This is a genomic window from Naasia lichenicola, from assembly GCF_004801885.1.
GTDB lineage: Bacteria > Actinomycetota > Actinomycetes > Actinomycetales > Microbacteriaceae > Naasia > Naasia lichenicola.
Genome location: NZ_SSSM01000006.1, coordinates 439,705 through 454,969, shown reverse-complemented (window position 1 = coordinate 454,969; position 15,265 = coordinate 439,705). Strand labels below are relative to the sequence as shown.

Below are 15,265 nucleotides of genomic sequence, written 5' to 3'. Positions count from 1 at the left end.
TATCGTTCGCCGCAGCGGTTGGGACGGAGGTGGGGGCCACGTGACTCTCTTCGTGTCTCAGCGTCGCGCTGGGCGACAACCCTCAAGGGTAGCCGGTATGCCGCAGAACCCTGCTTTCCGGCCGTGCACCTGGCCGCAGGTGCACATCGGACGCATCCGGTGAGGCGGCAGGCGTCGACACGGCGGCGATCGCCGGCGCCGACAGCCATACGCTGAAGCCATGAGCTCGTATGCCGCCCCCGCATCGGCGCGGAGCCGGGTCGAGGTGCACCGGTGAGCAGCGGAGAGATGGGCGGCGGACAGGTGAGCGGCGTCGAAGTGGGCGGCGCTCCCCTGCGCTGGTCGGACGGGCGGCTGCTGCCGATCGAGAGCTGCGAGCTGGGCGAGCCGAAGGTACTGGCCGCCGACTCGTGGCTGGTCTTGGACGGTCGCGTGCTGGCGGTAGATCTGCACCGCGAGCGCTTCCTCGAGGCGGTCGGCCCCCGGCATTCAGCCGAGGCGTCGCGGTTCTGGGACGCGTCGATCGCGGCGCTCCCCCGCCAGGGCGAGCTGTTCCCGCGGGTGGACCTCCGCCAGAGCGGAGAACGCGTCGAGTTCCAGCTTCGCGTCCGCCCCGCTCCCGAGCGGACCTCGTCCGTCGTGGTGACGATTCATCGCGGCCCGGATCCCCGCAAGCAGCCGAAGCGCAAGGGGCCGGATCTCGAATCCATGCTGCGGATCCGCACCGAGGCTCAGTCCCTCGGCGCCGGGGAGGCGATCATCGTCTCCCCCGAGGGCTACGTCATCGAAGGCGCCTACAGCTCGCTGGCGTGGTGGCGCGGCGATGTGCTGTGCCTGCCTGCCGCTGATCTCGAAAGGATCGACAGCGTCACCGCTCGGACCCTGCAGACTCTGGCGACCGCGCTCGGGATCGATGTGGTCGAGGAGCACACCACCGCGGCTGAGCTCGACGGTCTCGAAGTGTGGTCGATGAGCGCGCTGCAGGGGATCCGCATCATCACGGAGTGGATCGACGGTCCGAGTCTCGCCGAGCGTCCCGGCCGGCTCGCCACCTGGCGCCGTCGGCTGGACGCGCTGCGCCGGCCCCTGCCCTGACTGCATCGGCGAGCAGCCGCGTCAGGTGAATGACGCACTGACGCCTGATCATCCACCTGCGTGCGCGTCTGCCACCTGCCCGGGCGGCGTGCGGTTGCAGGTTCTAGATTGGCGTCGTGAACGAGATCCTCGACTGGCTCCTGCAGACGGTGCAGAGCGTCGATCCGATCCTCCGCACGCTTCTCGCCGGCTTCGCCATGTTCTGCGAGACCTCGATCCTGCTCGGAGTCATCGTGCCCGGTGACACCACCGTCATCGTGGCCAGCACCGCCGTGAACGGGATGATTGAGTTCTGGCTTCTGGTGCTGGCCGTGATCGTGGGATCGCTGTCGGGTGAGAGCGTCGGGTTCGCACTCGGCCGCCTGGTCGGACCCCGCCTGCGCGACAGTCGGCTGGGGCGCAGACTCGGCGGAGGCCACTGGGAGCGCGCCCAGCGCTATCTCACCAGGCGCGGCGGGCCCGCCGTCTTCATCAGCCGGTTCCTGCCCGTCTTCCACTCGCTCATCCCGCTCACCGTCGGCATGAGTTCAATGCGCTACAGCCGCTTCATGAGGTGGACTGTGCCGGCCTGCATCGTCTGGGCGGTCGCCTACGTCACGATCGGATCGGTCGCCGCAGTCAGCTACCGCGAGCTCGCCAGCCAGCTGCAGTACGGCGCCATCGTCTTCGTCGGCATCATCGCGGTGGGACTGGTCATCGTGGCCGTCATCCGCTGGCTGCTGCACCGCGCCGAACGGCGGCACATGGACGACGAGGCCTCCTGACCTGCGATGGGCCGCAACGACGAACTGCCCGGTTCCGCTGCTCCCGACAGGTCGGATGCGGCAGAACCGGGCAGTTCGAGATCACATGCGTCCTACTTGAGGAAGCCGTTCTCGGTGAGCCAGTCGGTCGCGATCTGGTCGGACGACTCCTGGTCGACCGTCGACTTGACGTTGAGAGCCGCGAGGCCCTTCGCGGTCAATGCGGCGTCGATCGGGTTGAGCACGTCGGCGATCTCGTCGGCGATGTCCGCGTTGACGAGCGGCACCACGTTGGAGGCCAGGAACAGGCCCTCGGGGTCCTCGAGCGTGACGAAGTCGTTCGCGGAGATCGAGGGGTCAGCGCTGTAGACGTTCGCCACCTGGATGGTGCCGGCGACCAGTGCGTCGACCGTGGTGTCGCCGGTGGCGTTGAAGCCCACCGTCACGCCGTAGGTGCTGAGCAGGCCCTGGGGACCGTACGGGCGTGTCTCGAGCTCAGCGTTTCCGCCGAGGGTGAGCGGCACGTCGACGTTCTTGAGGTCGCCGATCGTCGTCAGCTTGTACTTGTCCGCGAATGCGGAGGTGACGTTGTAGGAGTCCTGATCGGTGGCGGGCGACTGGTCGAGGACCGTCAGGCCCTCGGGCAGCGCGTCCTTCAGTGCGGCGTAGACGTCGTCGGACGTGGTGGCGGTGGTCTCGGCGTCGTAGTACTGCAGCAGGTTGCCGGTGTACTCCGGGAACACATCGACCTCGCCGTCTTCAAGGGCGGGGAGGTATGCGTCGCGCTGGCCGATCTGGAAGTTGCGCTCGACGGTGTAGCCGGCGTTCTCGAGTGCCTGCGCGTAGATCTCGGCGATGATCTCGTTGGAGTAGTACGCCTGCGAGCCGACGACGATCGTGTCGGTCCCGCTCGACGAATCCGTGCCCGAGGTCGATCCGCTGCTGAGCGGGTCTCCTGAGGCGCACCCTGCCAGGGCCAATGCCGCCCCGACCACGACTGCGCCGATGGCGAGCCGGCCCTTGTTCCTTGCTGTGAACATGTCTCTTCTCTTCTCTTGGTGTCCCCGGTTGTCCGGGAAGTCAGCTGGGGCCGCTGCCCACGAGCGATGCGCTCGCGGTCGCCGCCTGTTCGGGCCCATCGACGCCCGGTCGTCGGCTCGACCCACGCCCGGTCCGCTTCTCGCCGGAGCCCGCGGTTCTGCCGAGGCGAACCCCGCGCGGGACGACGAGGTGCTCGAGGATCCCGAAGATCGTGTCGAGCAGCAGCGCGAGGATCACGACGACGAGCGCGCCGCCCAGCGTCTGGTCGTAGCGGCGGATCGCGATGCCCTGGAGGATGTCGTAGCCCAGGCCGCCGAGGCCGACGTAGGCGGCGAGGGTGGCCGTTGCGACGATCTGGAGCATGCCGCTGCGCATGCCCGAGATGAGCAGGGGCAGGCCGAGCGGGATCTCCACCTTCGTCAGGATCTGCCACTCGGTCATTCCCACCGCCCGCGCGGCATCGATGGTCCGTCGATCGACCGCCTCGAGGCCGGAATACGCCCCGGCGAGGATCGACGGGATCGCGAGCAGGACCAGCGCGATGGTGACGGCAGGGGCGATCTGAAGCACGCCGATGATCATGACGAGCAGCAGGATGAGGCCGAAGGAGGGCAGTGCCCGCGCGGCGCCGGAGACGGCGACGGCGATCTCGCGGCCCTTGCCGGTGTGGCCGATGAGGAATCCGACCGGCACGGCGATGGCCGAGGCGATGAGGAAGGCGAAGAAGGTGAAGAACAGATGCTCGCCCAGACGGACGGGGATCGCGTTCGCGCCCGCCAGCCGGTCGGGGCTGAACAGCCAGAGGAACGCGTCGAGGAAGAGGTTCACAGGACGGCCTCCGCAGTGGCGGCGGCGACCTGACGCTGCGAGGCGCGCTGGGGACGGCTCCAGGGCATGACGAGCCGACCGACCCTGGCGAGCAGGAAGTCGACCACCAGTGCCAGGACCATGGTCATGACGACTCCGGTCAGCACTTCGAGCAGGATGCGCCGCTGGAAGCCGTTGGTGAACAGGTAGCCGAGGCTCTCGACGCCGACGAGGATTCCCACCGTGACCAGAGCGATCGTGCTCACCGCGACGACTCGCAGACCAGCGAGCATGACGGGACCGGCGAGCGGGAACTCCACCGTCCAGAATCGACGCCAGCTCGAGTAGCCCATTGCTGTGGCGGCCTGACGGACGCCGGGGTCGACGGAGGCCAGGGCGTCGGCCACGGATCGGGCCATGATCGCGACGGCGTAGATGGTCAAGGCGATGATGAGGTTGAGGTCGCTGAACACGGAGATGCCCGTGATGGCAGGCAGGACGATGAGCAGTGCCAGCGACGGGATCGTATAGAGCAGCCCTGCGATGGTGAGCAGGATGCCGCGGGTCAGCCGATATCGGTAGGCGACGTAGCCGAGGGGCACGGAGATGATGAAGCCGAGCACGATCGGGATCACGGCGAGCCGAAGGTGCTGGATGGTGAGTTCGAGAACCAGGTCGAGATTGTTCGACAGCCAGTTCACGACGCTCGCTCACCCTGCGCCGGAGCACCCGAGGCTGTGCGGGCCCCGGCCTTTGTCTCGTCGATGCGTGCTGTCTCGGTGATCCGTCTGCCGGTGGCGGATCCGCCGAGCCGTCCGGCGGGCCGGCCATCGCCGTCGACCAGGATGTCGACCCCGTCGACCTGCTGGATGCTGAGCACCCGGCGGCCGCGGTCGGCGCCGACGAACTCGGCGACGAAGTCGTCGGCGGGCGCGGCGAGGATCTCGGCGGGACTGCCCTGCTGGGCGATCCTGCCGCCCTTCTGCAGGATGACCACCTGATCGCCGAGCAGGAACGCCTCGTCGATGTCGTGGGTGACGAAGACGACGGTCTTGTCGAGCTCGCGCTGCAGGCGCAGGGTCTCGGTCTGCAGCTCCGCGCGCACGATCGGATCGACGGCGCCGAACGGCTCGTCCATCAGGAGGATGTTCGGGTTGGCGGCGAGACCGCGAGCCACGCCGACCCGCTGCTGCTGGCCGCCCGAGAGCTGACTCGGATAGCGGTCGGCCAGCGACCGGTCGAGACCGACGGTGTCGAGCAGGGTCAGCGCGGCGCTCTGGGCCTGCTTCTTCGGCACGCCGTTGAGCAGCGGCACGGTGGCGACATTGTCGATGACCTTGCGGTGCGGCAGCAGGCCGGAGTTCTGCATGACGTAGCCGATGCGACGGCGAAGGGCGACGGGCGATTCCTCGGAGATGTCGGCATCGTCGATGAGGATGCTGCCTGCGGTGGGTTCGACCATCCTGTTGATCATCCGCAGGAGGGTCGTCTTGCCGCAGCCCGACGAGCCGACCAGGACGGTGATGCTTCGCGACGGGACGACCAGTGAGAAGTCTTCGACCGCCAGAGTGCCGTCAGCGAACCGTTTGGACACGCCACGGAACTCGATGGACATCAGAACTCGTTCCTCGGGGGCGGCAGCTGATCAAAGCGGGGGCGTCGGGGCCATGCGACCAGACACGGTTGAGACAAACACTCTTCGGAGCAAAAGGCAAAGCAGTTCGTAGCTCTGGGTAACGCTAGAGGGCGCCTCCGACATTCCCCCGTGACAGAAACAGGCTGCATCAGCCGACGATCGGGTCAGGCGTCGGGAGCGCTGTTCAGGGTCCGCATCGACTCGGTCGCCACCGTTGCGGCAGCGGCGATGAAGCGCTCGTCGCCCCCGCGGTCGGCGGCGAAGGCCCGGTGGATGAGCGAGGTGCAGAGGGTGACGATCGCCTCGAGCTGGAACATCCGATCGGCCGCTGTCAGGTCATGCCCCCGTCGGGCGGCAAGGTCGGCGAGGCTTCGGACGAGGGCGCTGGAGGTCGGATGATCGTTCGGACGGCCGTCGGCGGAATCGCTGTAGCGCAGGACCCGGAAACCGGGCTCGGTCCGATACATGGCGACGTACGCGGCCAGAAGGATGTCGACGCTCTCGGCGACATCGGCGGAGTCGGAGAGCTGGGACTCCACCTCGGTGATGAGGCGGCGCACCGATCGGGCACCGAGCCCCTCGAGGACCGCGATCCGATCGGGGAAGTAGCGGTAGACGGTTCCGATGGACGCGCCCGCCCGATCGGCGACCATGGCGGTCGTGAGCCGGTCGTAGCCCTGCTCGTCCACGACGTGCGCCGCGGCGTCGAGGAGGGAGGACAGTCGCAGGGCGCTCCGCGCCTGCACGGGCTCGTTGCGCACGGAGGTCTCAGCCGGCTGCTCCAGCAGGTCACCCACACTCATCGGACTCCCCTTTCGGTTCCTACGATGGGGAATCCTATCGCGCCCCCGAGTGGGGGCGGGAACTTCTTTCGGGACTGGGGCGGGGCGGCGAGTCGGAGGGGTGCGCCAAGATGGTGCACATGTGCGGGCGATACGTGGTCACGAAGACGGTGGGCGACATGGTGTCGTTCTTCGATGTCGAGAAGGTCGGCGAGACCCTCGCGGCCGAATCCTGGAACATCGCTCCGACCGATCGGGTCAACATCGTGCTCGATTCCCTGCCCAAGAAGACGTCCGAGGCCGACGAGCCGGCGCCCCTGCGTCGACTGGAGGCGGCCCGCTGGGGTCTCGTGCCGCCGTGGGCGAAGGAGCTGTCGGTCGGCTCGCGGATGTTCAACGCCCGCTCCGAAGACGCCGCCGAGAAGTCCGCGTTCCGCAACTCCGTCAAGAAGCGCCGAGCCGCTATCCCCGCCTCCGGCTACTACGAGTGGCGCAAGAACGAGGACGGCAGCAAGACGCCGTTCTACATCGCCCCGCCCGACGACGCGATGTTCGCCTTCGCCGGCCTGTACGAATGGTGGAAGAACCCCGCCGCTGCCGATGACGATCCAGCCAAGTGGGTGCTGTCGGCCACGATCCTCACCCAGGATTCCGCGGGCGAACTGGCGGGCATCCACGATCGGATGCCCGTGGTGCTCACCGCAGACACCCTCGAGCCCTGGCTCGACCCCACCGAGGAGGGCGATGCCGAGCTTGTGGCTGCCATCGCGGCAGAGGGGATCTTCGCGACCGAGGAGTTCTCCCTCCGGGAGGTCGGCCGCGAGGTGGGCAACGTGCGCAACAACTCCCCCGAGCTGATCGCACCGGTCGAGTCGTCGTGACGACAGGCGGCTCTGCGACGCGCCGTCGGGCGCTCCACCTCGACGACCGCTTCCCGGATCCGACGCGGCGTACCGCCTAGGCTGGCGAGGTGCCTTCGGTCCGCAAGCAGCGCCAGGAAGATGCACACCCCGGCGCCCTGATCCTCCACCGCGCGGCCCGGATCGAGGATGCGATCCAGGAGTTCCGCGAGCAGCGCGCCCGCAAGCGGGGCCTGCTCCCGACCGTCATCCCGTATGCGGGCTATGGGGCCCCTGGATGGGTCCGCGTGCTGGGTCGAGTCCTGCTCACCCGCGAGGGCGGTCGACCCGGCCGGGCCAGCGTCCGAGGCTGGCGCAGTTTCACGAGCGTGGCCGTCAACGATGTCATCGTCATCGTGACCGTCGGAAGTACGGAGCACCGCGTCACGGCCGACCGCGGCGGGGTGATCGACGTCCGGCTCGACTCCGATCTGCCCATCGGCTGGCAGACGGTCAGCATCCGCACAGACGACCCGATGAGCGATGATGCGCCCGCCGTCGAGGCGCCCGTCTACATCGTCGATCCCGACTCGGGATTCGGGATCGTCTCCGACATCGATGACACCGTGATGGTCACCGCGCTTCCGCGACCGTTCCTGGCCGCCTGGAACACCTTCGTCCTCGATGAGCACGCGCGAACGCCGACTCCGGGGATGGCGGTGCTCTACGACCGGCTCGCCAGCCAGCGTCCCGGTGCGCCGATCATCTACCTGTCCACCGGTGCGTGGAATGTGGCGCCGACTCTCACTCGCTTCCTCAGTCGCAACCTGTATCCGCGCGGGCCGCTCCTGCTGACCGACTGGGGTCCCACCCACGATCGGGTCTTCCGCAGCGGCCGGGCGCACAAGGAGAAGAGCCTCGAGCAGCTCGCATCGGACTTCCCGTACATCCGCTGGCTGCTGGTCGGCGACGACGGTCAGCACGATGAGGAGATCTACGGACAGTTCGCGACGTCGCACCCCGGACGCGTCGCGGCGGTGGCCATCCGACAGCTCTCCCCGGGCGAGGCGGTGCTCGCGGGTGGGCGCTCCAAGGCGGACGACTGGTCCTCCAAGACGGACGTCCCGTGGATCTATTCGCCCGACGGAGCCGGCATGGCCGCGAAGCTCAAGGAGATCCCCCTCGTCTGACGGCGTGATCCGCGTGCGCGCGATATCCCGTTGCTCGAGTAGGCGCGCCAGCCCCATATCGAAGCCCACGCGCCCCTCCCGTCGGTCGAGTAGGCGCCAGCGCCGTATCGAGGCCCCCGCGCCCCTCCCGTTGGTCGAGTAGACGCCCCAGCGCCATATCGAGGCCCACGCACCCCCTCCCGTTGGTCGAGTAGGCGCCCCAGCGCCATATCGAGGCCCCCGCGCCCCTCCCGTTGGTCGAGTAGACGCCCCAGCGCCATATCGAGGCCCCCCCGTTGGTCGAGTAGGCGCGCCAGCGCCGTATCGAGGCCCTCGTGAGCATCCCTTCACACTCGACGAGCCGATTGAGTTGTCCACAGATCGCGTCCATCCGCCTGAGGCCGACCCAACATGGTTCACCATCTCGGCATGGCATGGACCTACATCCTCGAATGCGCCGACAAGAGCCTCTACATCGGAAGCACCCGCGATCTGGACCAGCGCATGTTCGACCACGAAACGGGCGTCGGCGCGGCGTACACGCGCACTCGACTCCCCGTCCAGCTGGTTGCCGCGTTCGAGTCGGACACCATCGGCGAGGCCTTCGAGTTCGAGAAGCGAATCCAACGCTGGTCGCGAGCCAAGAAGATCGCCCTCATCGAAGGGCGGCTTGACGATCTCAATCGGCTGAATCGCAAGGGGCATCCACCGTCGTTGGTGAGTCCAGAATCATCGAACCCCGGTGGGCGCGGTCAGGGGTCTCACGAGATGCGCAGGACCAGCTCGCGACGGCTGAATCCGAAGGAGTGACTCAGCGCTCAGGGGCGCGGTTCAACACGTGGCTACTGCTCGACCAACGGAGCACCGCAGGCGGGCCTCGATACGGCGCTGGCGCGCCTACTCGACCAACGAGAGGGCCTCGATACGGCGCTGGCGCGCCTACCCGACCAACGGCCGGGCCTCGATACGGCGCTGGCGCGCCTACCCGACCAACGGCCGGGCCTCGATACGGCGCTGGCGCGCCTACTCGACCAACGACGGGGCCTGCACGCGGCGCTGGCGCGCCTACTCGACCAACGAGACTCGGGGGCTAGCTCCAGGTGGACGGGCCGCGGGAACCGGCGCGGTATTCGTCCAGGGGGATCTCGTCCGCTCGCCAGGCCTTCAGCACCGGGGAGACGATCCGCCAGCACTGCTCCGCGACATCGCCCAGCACCGACAGGGTCGGGTCGCTGCCGAGCACCCCGGCGAGGACCTCGCCGTACGCCGTGAGGTCGCGTTCGGCCAGCTCGACGTCGAACGCGGCGTGCTCGAGGTGGAACGGCTCGCTCCGCCCGTTGACGGCGACATCCAGCGCCAGGGTCTGAGGGTGGATGCCGAGCACGATCCGCTCCGGCACCCGCGGTCCGCTCAGTCCCGTCGGCAGGAACGGGGTCGGCCGGAACGTCAGGACGATCTCGCGGCGCGGGTCGCCGATGGCCTTGCCGGACCGCAGGATGAAGGGAACCCCCGCCCACCGGGCTGTGCGCACCTCGAGCGCGATCTCGGCGAGGGTCTCGGTCTTGCGCGTCGGATCGACGCCCTCCTCCGACGCATAGTCGGGGAACTTCCGCCCCTCGATCGTGCCGGCCGTGTACCGGGCACGGCGACTCGACCCATCCGTGCCGGGTAGCACGGGATCGCCGCTCCAGAGCGAGATCGCCCGGATCGCCTGGGAGGTCGCGGCACGGAACTCCGTCTCATCCATTGAGATCGGAGGCTCCATCGCCACGACCGACAGCACCTGCATGAGGTGCGACTGCAGCATGTCGATCAGGGCGCCGGCGGTGTCGTAGTAGCCGGCGCGACCCTCGAGTCCGAGCTGCTCGTCGTAGGTGATCTCGACCCGTTCGATGTTCTGCGCGTTCCAGATCGGCTCGAACAGCCGGTTCGCGAAGCGGAGGCCGAGAATGCCGAGCACGGTCGGGAGGCCGAGGAAGTGATCGATGCGATGGATCTGACGCTCGGGCACGAGCTTCTCGAGCTTGCGGTTGAGCGCAGCGGCGCTGCGGGAGTCCGAACCGAACGGCTTCTCGACCGCCAGGATCGTGCCCTTCGGCAGCTCGACCTCAGCCATCGCGGTGATGGCCTCGCTGACGATGGCGGGAGGCAGGGCGAAGTAGATGACAGGGACGCCCTCGGCTTCGCCCAGGATGCGGCCGAGGTCCTCAGTGACGGTCGGATCGGCCTGGATATAGGAGGCCTTGCTCGCAAGCGCCTTCGCCGCGCTCCCCGACGCTCCGCCTGCCTGAAGCGTCGACGTCACCGTCTGACGCCAGACCTCATCGGTCTTGGCTGAGCGCCCGGACCCGATGATCCGCACGTCGGTCGCGAGCGCCGACGACTTCGGATCGTCGGAGGCGATCAGACTGCCGAGCCCAGGAAGGAGCAGCCTTTCGGTCAGATCGCCGCTCGCGCCAAGGATGATCAGGGTGCCGACATCGCTCATGGCACGACTTTAGTCAGCGCGGCTTTCGTGTCCGTTCAGGTTTCGCCCATCCGGAAGTCCCGGACGCGCGCACATCCGACGCCACGACGCGCGCGAGCGGTTCCGGGAGATGCGACGCCGGTCGGCCCGGGTTACCGTGACGTGTGCCCAAAGGAGCCCTGCCGCCGGCCGAGCAGGGCACGAGCTTCCTGCTCGCCCAGTGCGGCGCGGAGGTCCGCAAGCGATGGGCGAAGATGCTCGGTGATCACGAGCTGACCCCTCACCACTTCGGGGTGCTCCAGGCGCTCCTGCACGTCGACGGAACGAGTTCGAAGCAGCTGAGCGCCGCGATCGGCATCGATCCGCGCAACGCGCCTCCGTTGCTCGATCACCTCGAGTCGCAGGGGCTCTTGGAACGCATGGAGGTTCCCGGCGACCGGCGTCGCCAGTCGATCTCGCTCACGGATGAGGGGCGCGAGACCGTCGAATGCCTGCAGCGTGCCTCCCGAGAATTGGAGGCCGACTACTTCGCCCGCCTGTCGGTGAAGGAGGTCACCACCTTGCGCGCTCTCCTCCTGCGCCTCGGCGAGCGAGCCGGATCGCCGGAAGCACGGGCGATGCTGGCCGCACCGCAGCCATCATTCGAGGAGCCCGCGGCGGTGCTCGACGACGCTGAGCACCCGTTCCTCTACTGAAGGGGACGCGGGTCCATTGACGGTCCGCATAGACAGATCCGTCTGAATTCTGTAACCCGTTAAGTGAACCAACGGGGTACGAATGACGGACAGAACGCGCGGGGACAGACAGATCGGTGTACCCCGTAGTGGGGATTTTTCGCAGTGATCGACAGGGATACATTTTCATCAAGCCCAAAAGGTCCCCGTAAATGAGGACACGGAAGGCAAGCGAAGAACCGCCGCTCCACCTGGACGACAGGCAGCCGGATGATTACCCGATCAGCCGGAAGCCGCCGCAGCAGACATACCCGAGAAGCCGCATCGTCCGCCCGTGCCACAGCCCCACTGCGGCAGGACATCACCCAGAATCAACCGAAGATTCGCCGAGGCCCACCCAGCCTCACTCGAGCTCCCCCCAGGCTCACCCGAAACATCACCCCGAAGCATCACCCCGAAGCATCACCCCGAAGCATCACCCCGAAGCATCACCCGAAGCATCACCCGAAGCCGACCCAGCTTCACCCGAGCTCCCCCCAGCTCATACCCCACAACTCAACCCACGAGCCTCCCCCGGGCTCATCCGCAGCACCACCACGCCGGCAGCCTCCCCAGCCGCCGGCCCCGCACCCGCCGTCTCCCCCACGGCAGCGGTCTGATGGCTGTCGACCGGCTCCCTCCCCCGGAGCCGATCGACAGCCATCAGTGCGTTGAGCCGCCAAGGTGAACCGGATGCACCCGGCTCGCGTCGCGGATGTCGGGGTGCTTCGCGATAATCAGACCATGCCCCTCGAGCTCACTGCCGCCGACGTCGCCCGCATGCGCGCGGTGAATCAGCTCCTCCCCGCAGGGCCGGCGCGCACCATCGCCGCCACCGCATCGTGGATGCTCGCGGTCCAAGCCCAGGACTACACCGCCTCGAAATGGGTGATCGGCTCGCGGACCCATGGTTCCGTCCGAGATCGCGACATCGAGGTGGCGCTCGAGCGTCGCGAGATCGTGCGCTCCTGGCCTCTTCGGGGAACCCTTCACATCACGGCGGCGGCCGATCTGGGCTGGATGCTCGAACTCGCCGCGGCGCGCCCTCTCAGATCCGCGAAGACCCGTCAGGAGAGCCTCGGGCTGCCCCTGCCGACGCTGGAACGCTCCGCCGAGCTCACCCACGAGATCCTCGCGGACGGAAGGATCCTCGCCCGCGATGCCTTCCTCACCGAGCTCGCCGACCAGGGAATCGACGGATCCGGCCAGCGCGGCGCGCACCTGATCGGCTACCTCGCGCAGACGTTCGTCATCTGCCTCGGACCACGCGTCGGCAAGCAGCACGGCATCGTGCTCGCCGAGAGCTGGCTTCCGCCGACGCCGCGTCTCTCCCGCGAGGAGGCGCTGCATCGACTGGCCCTCGGCTATGTGCGCGGCCACGGCCCGGTCGATGCCGCCGATCTCGCGTGGTGGGCGATGCTGCTCAAATCCGAGGCCACGGCGGCGATGGCATCGATCCAGGAGGAGCTCGAGGAGTTCGACTACGACGGCCGCACCGTCGCCGTGCTCAAGGACTCTCCCGCCCTCGTCCCGGAGATGATCACCGAGGGCAGACGGTCGATGACCGCGCTCGGCGCCTTCGATGAGCTGATTCTCGGCTATCGAGACCGCCAGCCCAACCTGTCCGACGAGCACTTCGAGCTCGTGGTACCCGGCAAGAACGGGATGTTCCTCCGCACTCTCCAACACGGAGGACGCATCCGAGGAACCTGGCGCACCGATCCGAAATCGGCGTCGGGCGCTGCCGTCGTCCCGTTCGACACCTTGACCGCCGATGAGCGGACGGGGTTCGAGCGCGCTCTCGCGGAACACGCACGCTTCGTGAGCGCCCAATAGTCGAACCGGATAGACGAGCACCGACCAGACGGCACTGGAGCACCGCGTCGGACGAGCGTCGCCGATCCGCGAGATCCCGCTCGATGACCTGATCAATACCGGTTTTCGGGGGCGTTCCTCCGCGAGCCGACGAGTGCTCCCTGTGCCGCCCGTCCTACGCTGGCGACATGCGATGGGCGAACCGGTTCACCACCGCGACCCGCGTTCCGCTGCTCCAGGTCGCGAAGACGGGTGCTGCCGCGATCGTCGCCTGGTTCGTCGCCAGCCTGCTCCTCCCCGGGGTCCTGCCCGTGTTCGCCACGGTCGCCGCTCTGCTGGTCGTGCAGCCGAGTGTGAACCAGTCCTTCGGCAAGGCCCTCGAACGCAGCGTGGGCGTCATCGTCGGGGTGCTCGTGGCCCTGGCGATCGGAATCATCTTCGCCGACCAGTCCTGGGTCGTCCTCGCCGCCGTCGTCGCCTCGGTCTTCATCGCCTGGGCTCTCCGGCTCACCCCGGCGTCGTCAGTGCAGATCCCGATCAGCGCCATGCTCGTGCTCTCGATCGGCGCGGCCACGCCCGCATACGCCGCCGAGCGCATCGTGGAGACCCTGATCGGCGCGGCGATCGGGCTGATCATCAACGCCGCGATCGTGCCGCCGTTGGCCATCGGACCGGCCCGCCTCGCTGTCAGCCGGGTCGGACGGCAGTCGGCGGACATCCTCGACCGGCTCGCGGGCGAACTCACCTCCCCCACACCGGCCGGATCGCTGGCCACCCTGCTGACCGATGCTCGGGCGCTGCGCCAGCTCCGCGCCGCCGCCAACGATGCGGTCGCCCAGGGGCGGGACAGCCTCACCCTCAATCCCCGTCGCTCGCGCTTCCGAGATCAGCTCGAGCAGGACATCGCCCTCTTCGCCCGACTCGACCCCATCGTGAACCAGGTCATCGGCATGACTCGAGCGCTGCGCGACCACTGGGACCCCTCGCTTCTCGGCGAGCCGGTCGTGGCCGGGATCGCGGAGGAGATCCGTCGCGCCGCCCATGACCTGCGCCTGCTCGTGCGGTCGGAGAAGCAGGTGGCGCGGGATGGCGTGGAACCTCCGACAGTGACGGGAGATCTGCCCGCGCTGACCGCACCTCTGGTCATCCTCGCCCCGCATCCGGAGCACTGGATCCTGATCGGATCGCTGATGGAGGACCTGCGCCGGGTGCGAGAGCAGATCGTCGGTGAGTGACCGTCCCGATCCCGCGGAATTCGGGCTGACTCCCTCCCTCGTCGACTCCCCCGCCGGTCAAGCGATGGTGTGGCACCGCCCGTCCCCGCGTCCGGATGACGAGCGTCCTCCTCTCGTGCTGCTGCACGGAGCGGCCGGCTCGTGGTCGACCTGGTCGGCGCTTCTGCGTGCGGCCGACAGCGCTCAGATCGATCTCGGCGCCGTCCTGGCGCTGGATGCTCCGGGCTGGGGATCGAGCACGGCCGTGCTGCGCCGCGAGACGAGCATCGACGACATAGCCGATGCGGTGCAGAATGCCGTCCGCTCACTCGGATTCTCGTCAGCTCGACTGGTCGGCCACTCGATGGGCGGGCTGCTGGCGCTGCACCTCGCCGCCAGGACCGACTCGATCGCCGCATCGGTGCTCGCACTGTCCCCGAGCTCGTCCGGCGTGATCGCCGCGGTCGACCATCCTGTCCGGTCGTTGGCGGGCGGCCTTCGAGAGCTCGTCCTCCTGCGTGCCGGCCTTCGCGTGCTGGCTCCGATCGACCGCGGCGCGCGATCGGCGGTCCGCGGTCTGCAGCGGTTCGGAGCTATCCGGCTGTTGGCGGCCCCGCTGTTCCGGCACCCGCTGCGCGCGCCGCGCTGGGTGATGGACGCCACCGCCGAGGATCTCCGACCGCGCTCGTTCACATTGGCTGCCGACGCGCTGCGGGGCTATCGGATCGAACGGTGGAAGCGGATCAGCTGTCCTGTCGCGGTGGCCGTCGGAGATCGGGACGTGTTCGTAGCTCCCGAAGACCTGGGCGGGCTCGAGGCGGTCGTGCCCCAGCTCACGGCCACCGTCCTGACGGACTGCGGCCACTTCCCTCAGGTGGAGCGCGCGGACGCGGTCCTGCGCCTGCTCAGCTGAACGACGGCATGCGCGGAGGAGCCCTCAAGCC

Annotated in this window: 15 protein-coding genes; 9 read left to right on the top strand and 6 right to left on the bottom strand. The window is 68.3% G+C overall.

From position 1 onward, the window contains the following. Positions 1-273 precede the first annotated feature (273 nt). Together E6C64_RS18405 and E6C64_RS18400 are read left to right on the top strand one after the other, a co-directional pair. The gene (locus E6C64_RS18405; RefSeq protein WP_233255722.1) at positions 274-1,095 is read left to right on the top strand and encodes an aminotransferase class IV; all 822 of its coding nucleotides are present in this window, start codon (positions 274-276) and stop codon (positions 1,093-1,095) included. A gap of 116 nt (positions 1,096-1,211) precedes the next feature. After that, complete coding sequence (locus tag E6C64_RS18400; RefSeq protein WP_136429231.1) at positions 1,212-1,859, top strand: DedA family protein; 648 nt, start codon at positions 1,212-1,214, stop codon at positions 1,857-1,859. 92 nt (positions 1,860-1,951) lie between these two features. On the opposite strand, the gene E6C64_RS18395 is transcribed toward E6C64_RS18400, so the two are convergent. The 5 genes from E6C64_RS18395 to E6C64_RS18375 all read right to left on the bottom strand — a co-directional run bounded on the left by E6C64_RS18395 (position 1,952) and on the right by E6C64_RS18375 (position 6,125). Beyond that, positions 1,952-2,878 carry an ABC transporter substrate-binding protein gene (locus E6C64_RS18395; protein WP_136429229.1) on the bottom strand — a complete coding sequence of 309 codons (927 nt, stop codon included), beginning with the start codon at positions 2,876-2,878 and terminating at the stop codon, positions 1,952-1,954. Between the two features lie 40 nt (positions 2,879-2,918). Continuing rightward, complete coding sequence (locus E6C64_RS18390; protein WP_136429227.1) at positions 2,919-3,707, bottom strand: ABC transporter permease; 789 nt, start codon at positions 3,705-3,707, stop codon at positions 2,919-2,921. After that, the gene (locus E6C64_RS18385; protein ID WP_136429225.1) at positions 3,704-4,387 is read right to left on the bottom strand and encodes an ABC transporter permease; all 684 of its coding nucleotides are present in this window, start codon (positions 4,385-4,387) and stop codon (positions 3,704-3,706) included. Before E6C64_RS18385 ends, E6C64_RS18390 begins: the two co-directional genes overlap by 4 nt. Further along, the gene (locus E6C64_RS18380) at positions 4,384-5,301 is read right to left on the bottom strand and encodes an ABC transporter ATP-binding protein (RefSeq protein WP_136429223.1); all 918 of its coding nucleotides are present in this window, start codon (positions 5,299-5,301) and stop codon (positions 4,384-4,386) included. Before E6C64_RS18380 ends, E6C64_RS18385 begins: the two co-directional genes overlap by 4 nt. Positions 5,302-5,486: 185 nt before the next feature. After that, positions 5,487-6,125, bottom strand: a complete 639-nt coding sequence (locus E6C64_RS18375; protein ID WP_136429221.1) for a TetR/AcrR family transcriptional regulator — start codon at positions 6,123-6,125, stop codon at positions 5,487-5,489. 119 nt (positions 6,126-6,244) lie between these two features. Here E6C64_RS18375 and E6C64_RS18370 point away from each other — a divergent pair, with 119 nt between their 5' ends. The 3 genes from E6C64_RS18370 (at position 6,245) to E6C64_RS18360 (ending at position 8,922) form a co-directional block, all read left to right on the top strand. Next, positions 6,245-6,985: an SOS response-associated peptidase gene (locus E6C64_RS18370; protein ID WP_136429219.1), complete on the top strand. Its 741-nt coding sequence runs from the start codon at positions 6,245-6,247 to the stop codon at positions 6,983-6,985. Between the two features lie 89 nt (positions 6,986-7,074). Beyond that, a complete protein-coding gene (locus E6C64_RS18365; protein ID WP_233255721.1) occupies positions 7,075-8,133 on the top strand; it encodes an App1 family protein phosphatidate phosphatase in 1,059 nt (352 codons plus the stop codon). 408 nt (positions 8,134-8,541) lie between these two features. Next, positions 8,542-8,922, top strand: a complete 381-nt coding sequence (locus tag E6C64_RS18360) for a GIY-YIG nuclease family protein (protein ID WP_136429217.1) — start codon at positions 8,542-8,544, stop codon at positions 8,920-8,922. Positions 8,923-9,202: 280 nt separating this feature from the next. Here the strand turns inward: E6C64_RS18360 and E6C64_RS18355 are convergent, their stop codons facing one another. Continuing rightward, a complete protein-coding gene (locus E6C64_RS18355; RefSeq protein WP_136429215.1) occupies positions 9,203-10,600 on the bottom strand; it encodes a glucose-6-phosphate dehydrogenase in 1,398 nt (465 codons plus the stop codon). Between the two features lie 143 nt (positions 10,601-10,743). Here E6C64_RS18355 and E6C64_RS18350 point away from each other — a divergent pair, with 143 nt between their 5' ends. The 4 genes from E6C64_RS18350 to E6C64_RS18335 all read left to right on the top strand — a co-directional run bounded on the left by E6C64_RS18350 (position 10,744) and on the right by E6C64_RS18335 (position 15,234). Continuing rightward, entirely contained in the window at positions 10,744-11,274 is a 531-nt protein-coding gene (locus tag E6C64_RS18350; RefSeq protein ID WP_136429213.1) for a MarR family winged helix-turn-helix transcriptional regulator, read from the top strand. Between the two features lie 762 nt (positions 11,275-12,036). Beyond that, positions 12,037-13,128, top strand: coding sequence for a winged helix DNA-binding domain-containing protein (locus E6C64_RS18345; RefSeq protein ID WP_158437928.1), 1,092 nt, complete (start codon positions 12,037-12,039; stop codon positions 13,126-13,128). A 167-nt stretch (positions 13,129-13,295) separates the two neighbouring features. Beyond that, positions 13,296-14,342 (top strand): FUSC family protein, encoded by a 1,047-nt coding sequence (locus tag E6C64_RS18340; protein WP_136429209.1) that lies wholly within the window; start codon positions 13,296-13,298, stop codon positions 14,340-14,342. Next, complete coding sequence (locus E6C64_RS18335) at positions 14,335-15,234, top strand: alpha/beta fold hydrolase (protein ID WP_136429207.1); 900 nt, start codon at positions 14,335-14,337, stop codon at positions 15,232-15,234. The genes E6C64_RS18340 and E6C64_RS18335 overlap by 8 nt, the downstream gene beginning before the upstream one ends. Positions 15,235-15,265 lie beyond the last annotated feature (31 nt).

What these genes read in the sequence shown, in the direction of transcription:
- E6C64_RS18375 (WP_136429221.1), bottom strand. Translation starts at nt 6,125, where the DNA reads ATGAGTGTGGGTGACCTGCTGGAGCAGCCGGCTGAGACCTCCGTGCGC.
- E6C64_RS18345 (WP_158437928.1), top strand. Translation starts at nt 12,037, where the DNA reads ATGCCCCTCGAGCTCACTGCCGCCGACGTCGCCCGCATGCGCGCGGTG.
- E6C64_RS18355 (WP_136429215.1), bottom strand. Translation starts at nt 10,600, where the DNA reads ATGAGCGATGTCGGCACCCTGATCATCCTTGGCGCGAGCGGCGATCTG.
- E6C64_RS18340 (WP_136429209.1), top strand. Translation starts at nt 13,296, where the DNA reads ATGCGATGGGCGAACCGGTTCACCACCGCGACCCGCGTTCCGCTGCTC.
- E6C64_RS18370 (WP_136429219.1), top strand. Translation starts at nt 6,245, where the DNA reads ATGTGCGGGCGATACGTGGTCACGAAGACGGTGGGCGACATGGTGTCG.
- E6C64_RS18360 (WP_136429217.1), top strand. Translation starts at nt 8,542, where the DNA reads ATGGCATGGACCTACATCCTCGAATGCGCCGACAAGAGCCTCTACATC.
- E6C64_RS18380 (WP_136429223.1), bottom strand. Translation starts at nt 5,301, where the DNA reads ATGTCCATCGAGTTCCGTGGCGTGTCCAAACGGTTCGCTGACGGCACT.
- E6C64_RS18395 (WP_136429229.1), bottom strand. Translation starts at nt 2,878, where the DNA reads ATGTTCACAGCAAGGAACAAGGGCCGGCTCGCCATCGGCGCAGTCGTG.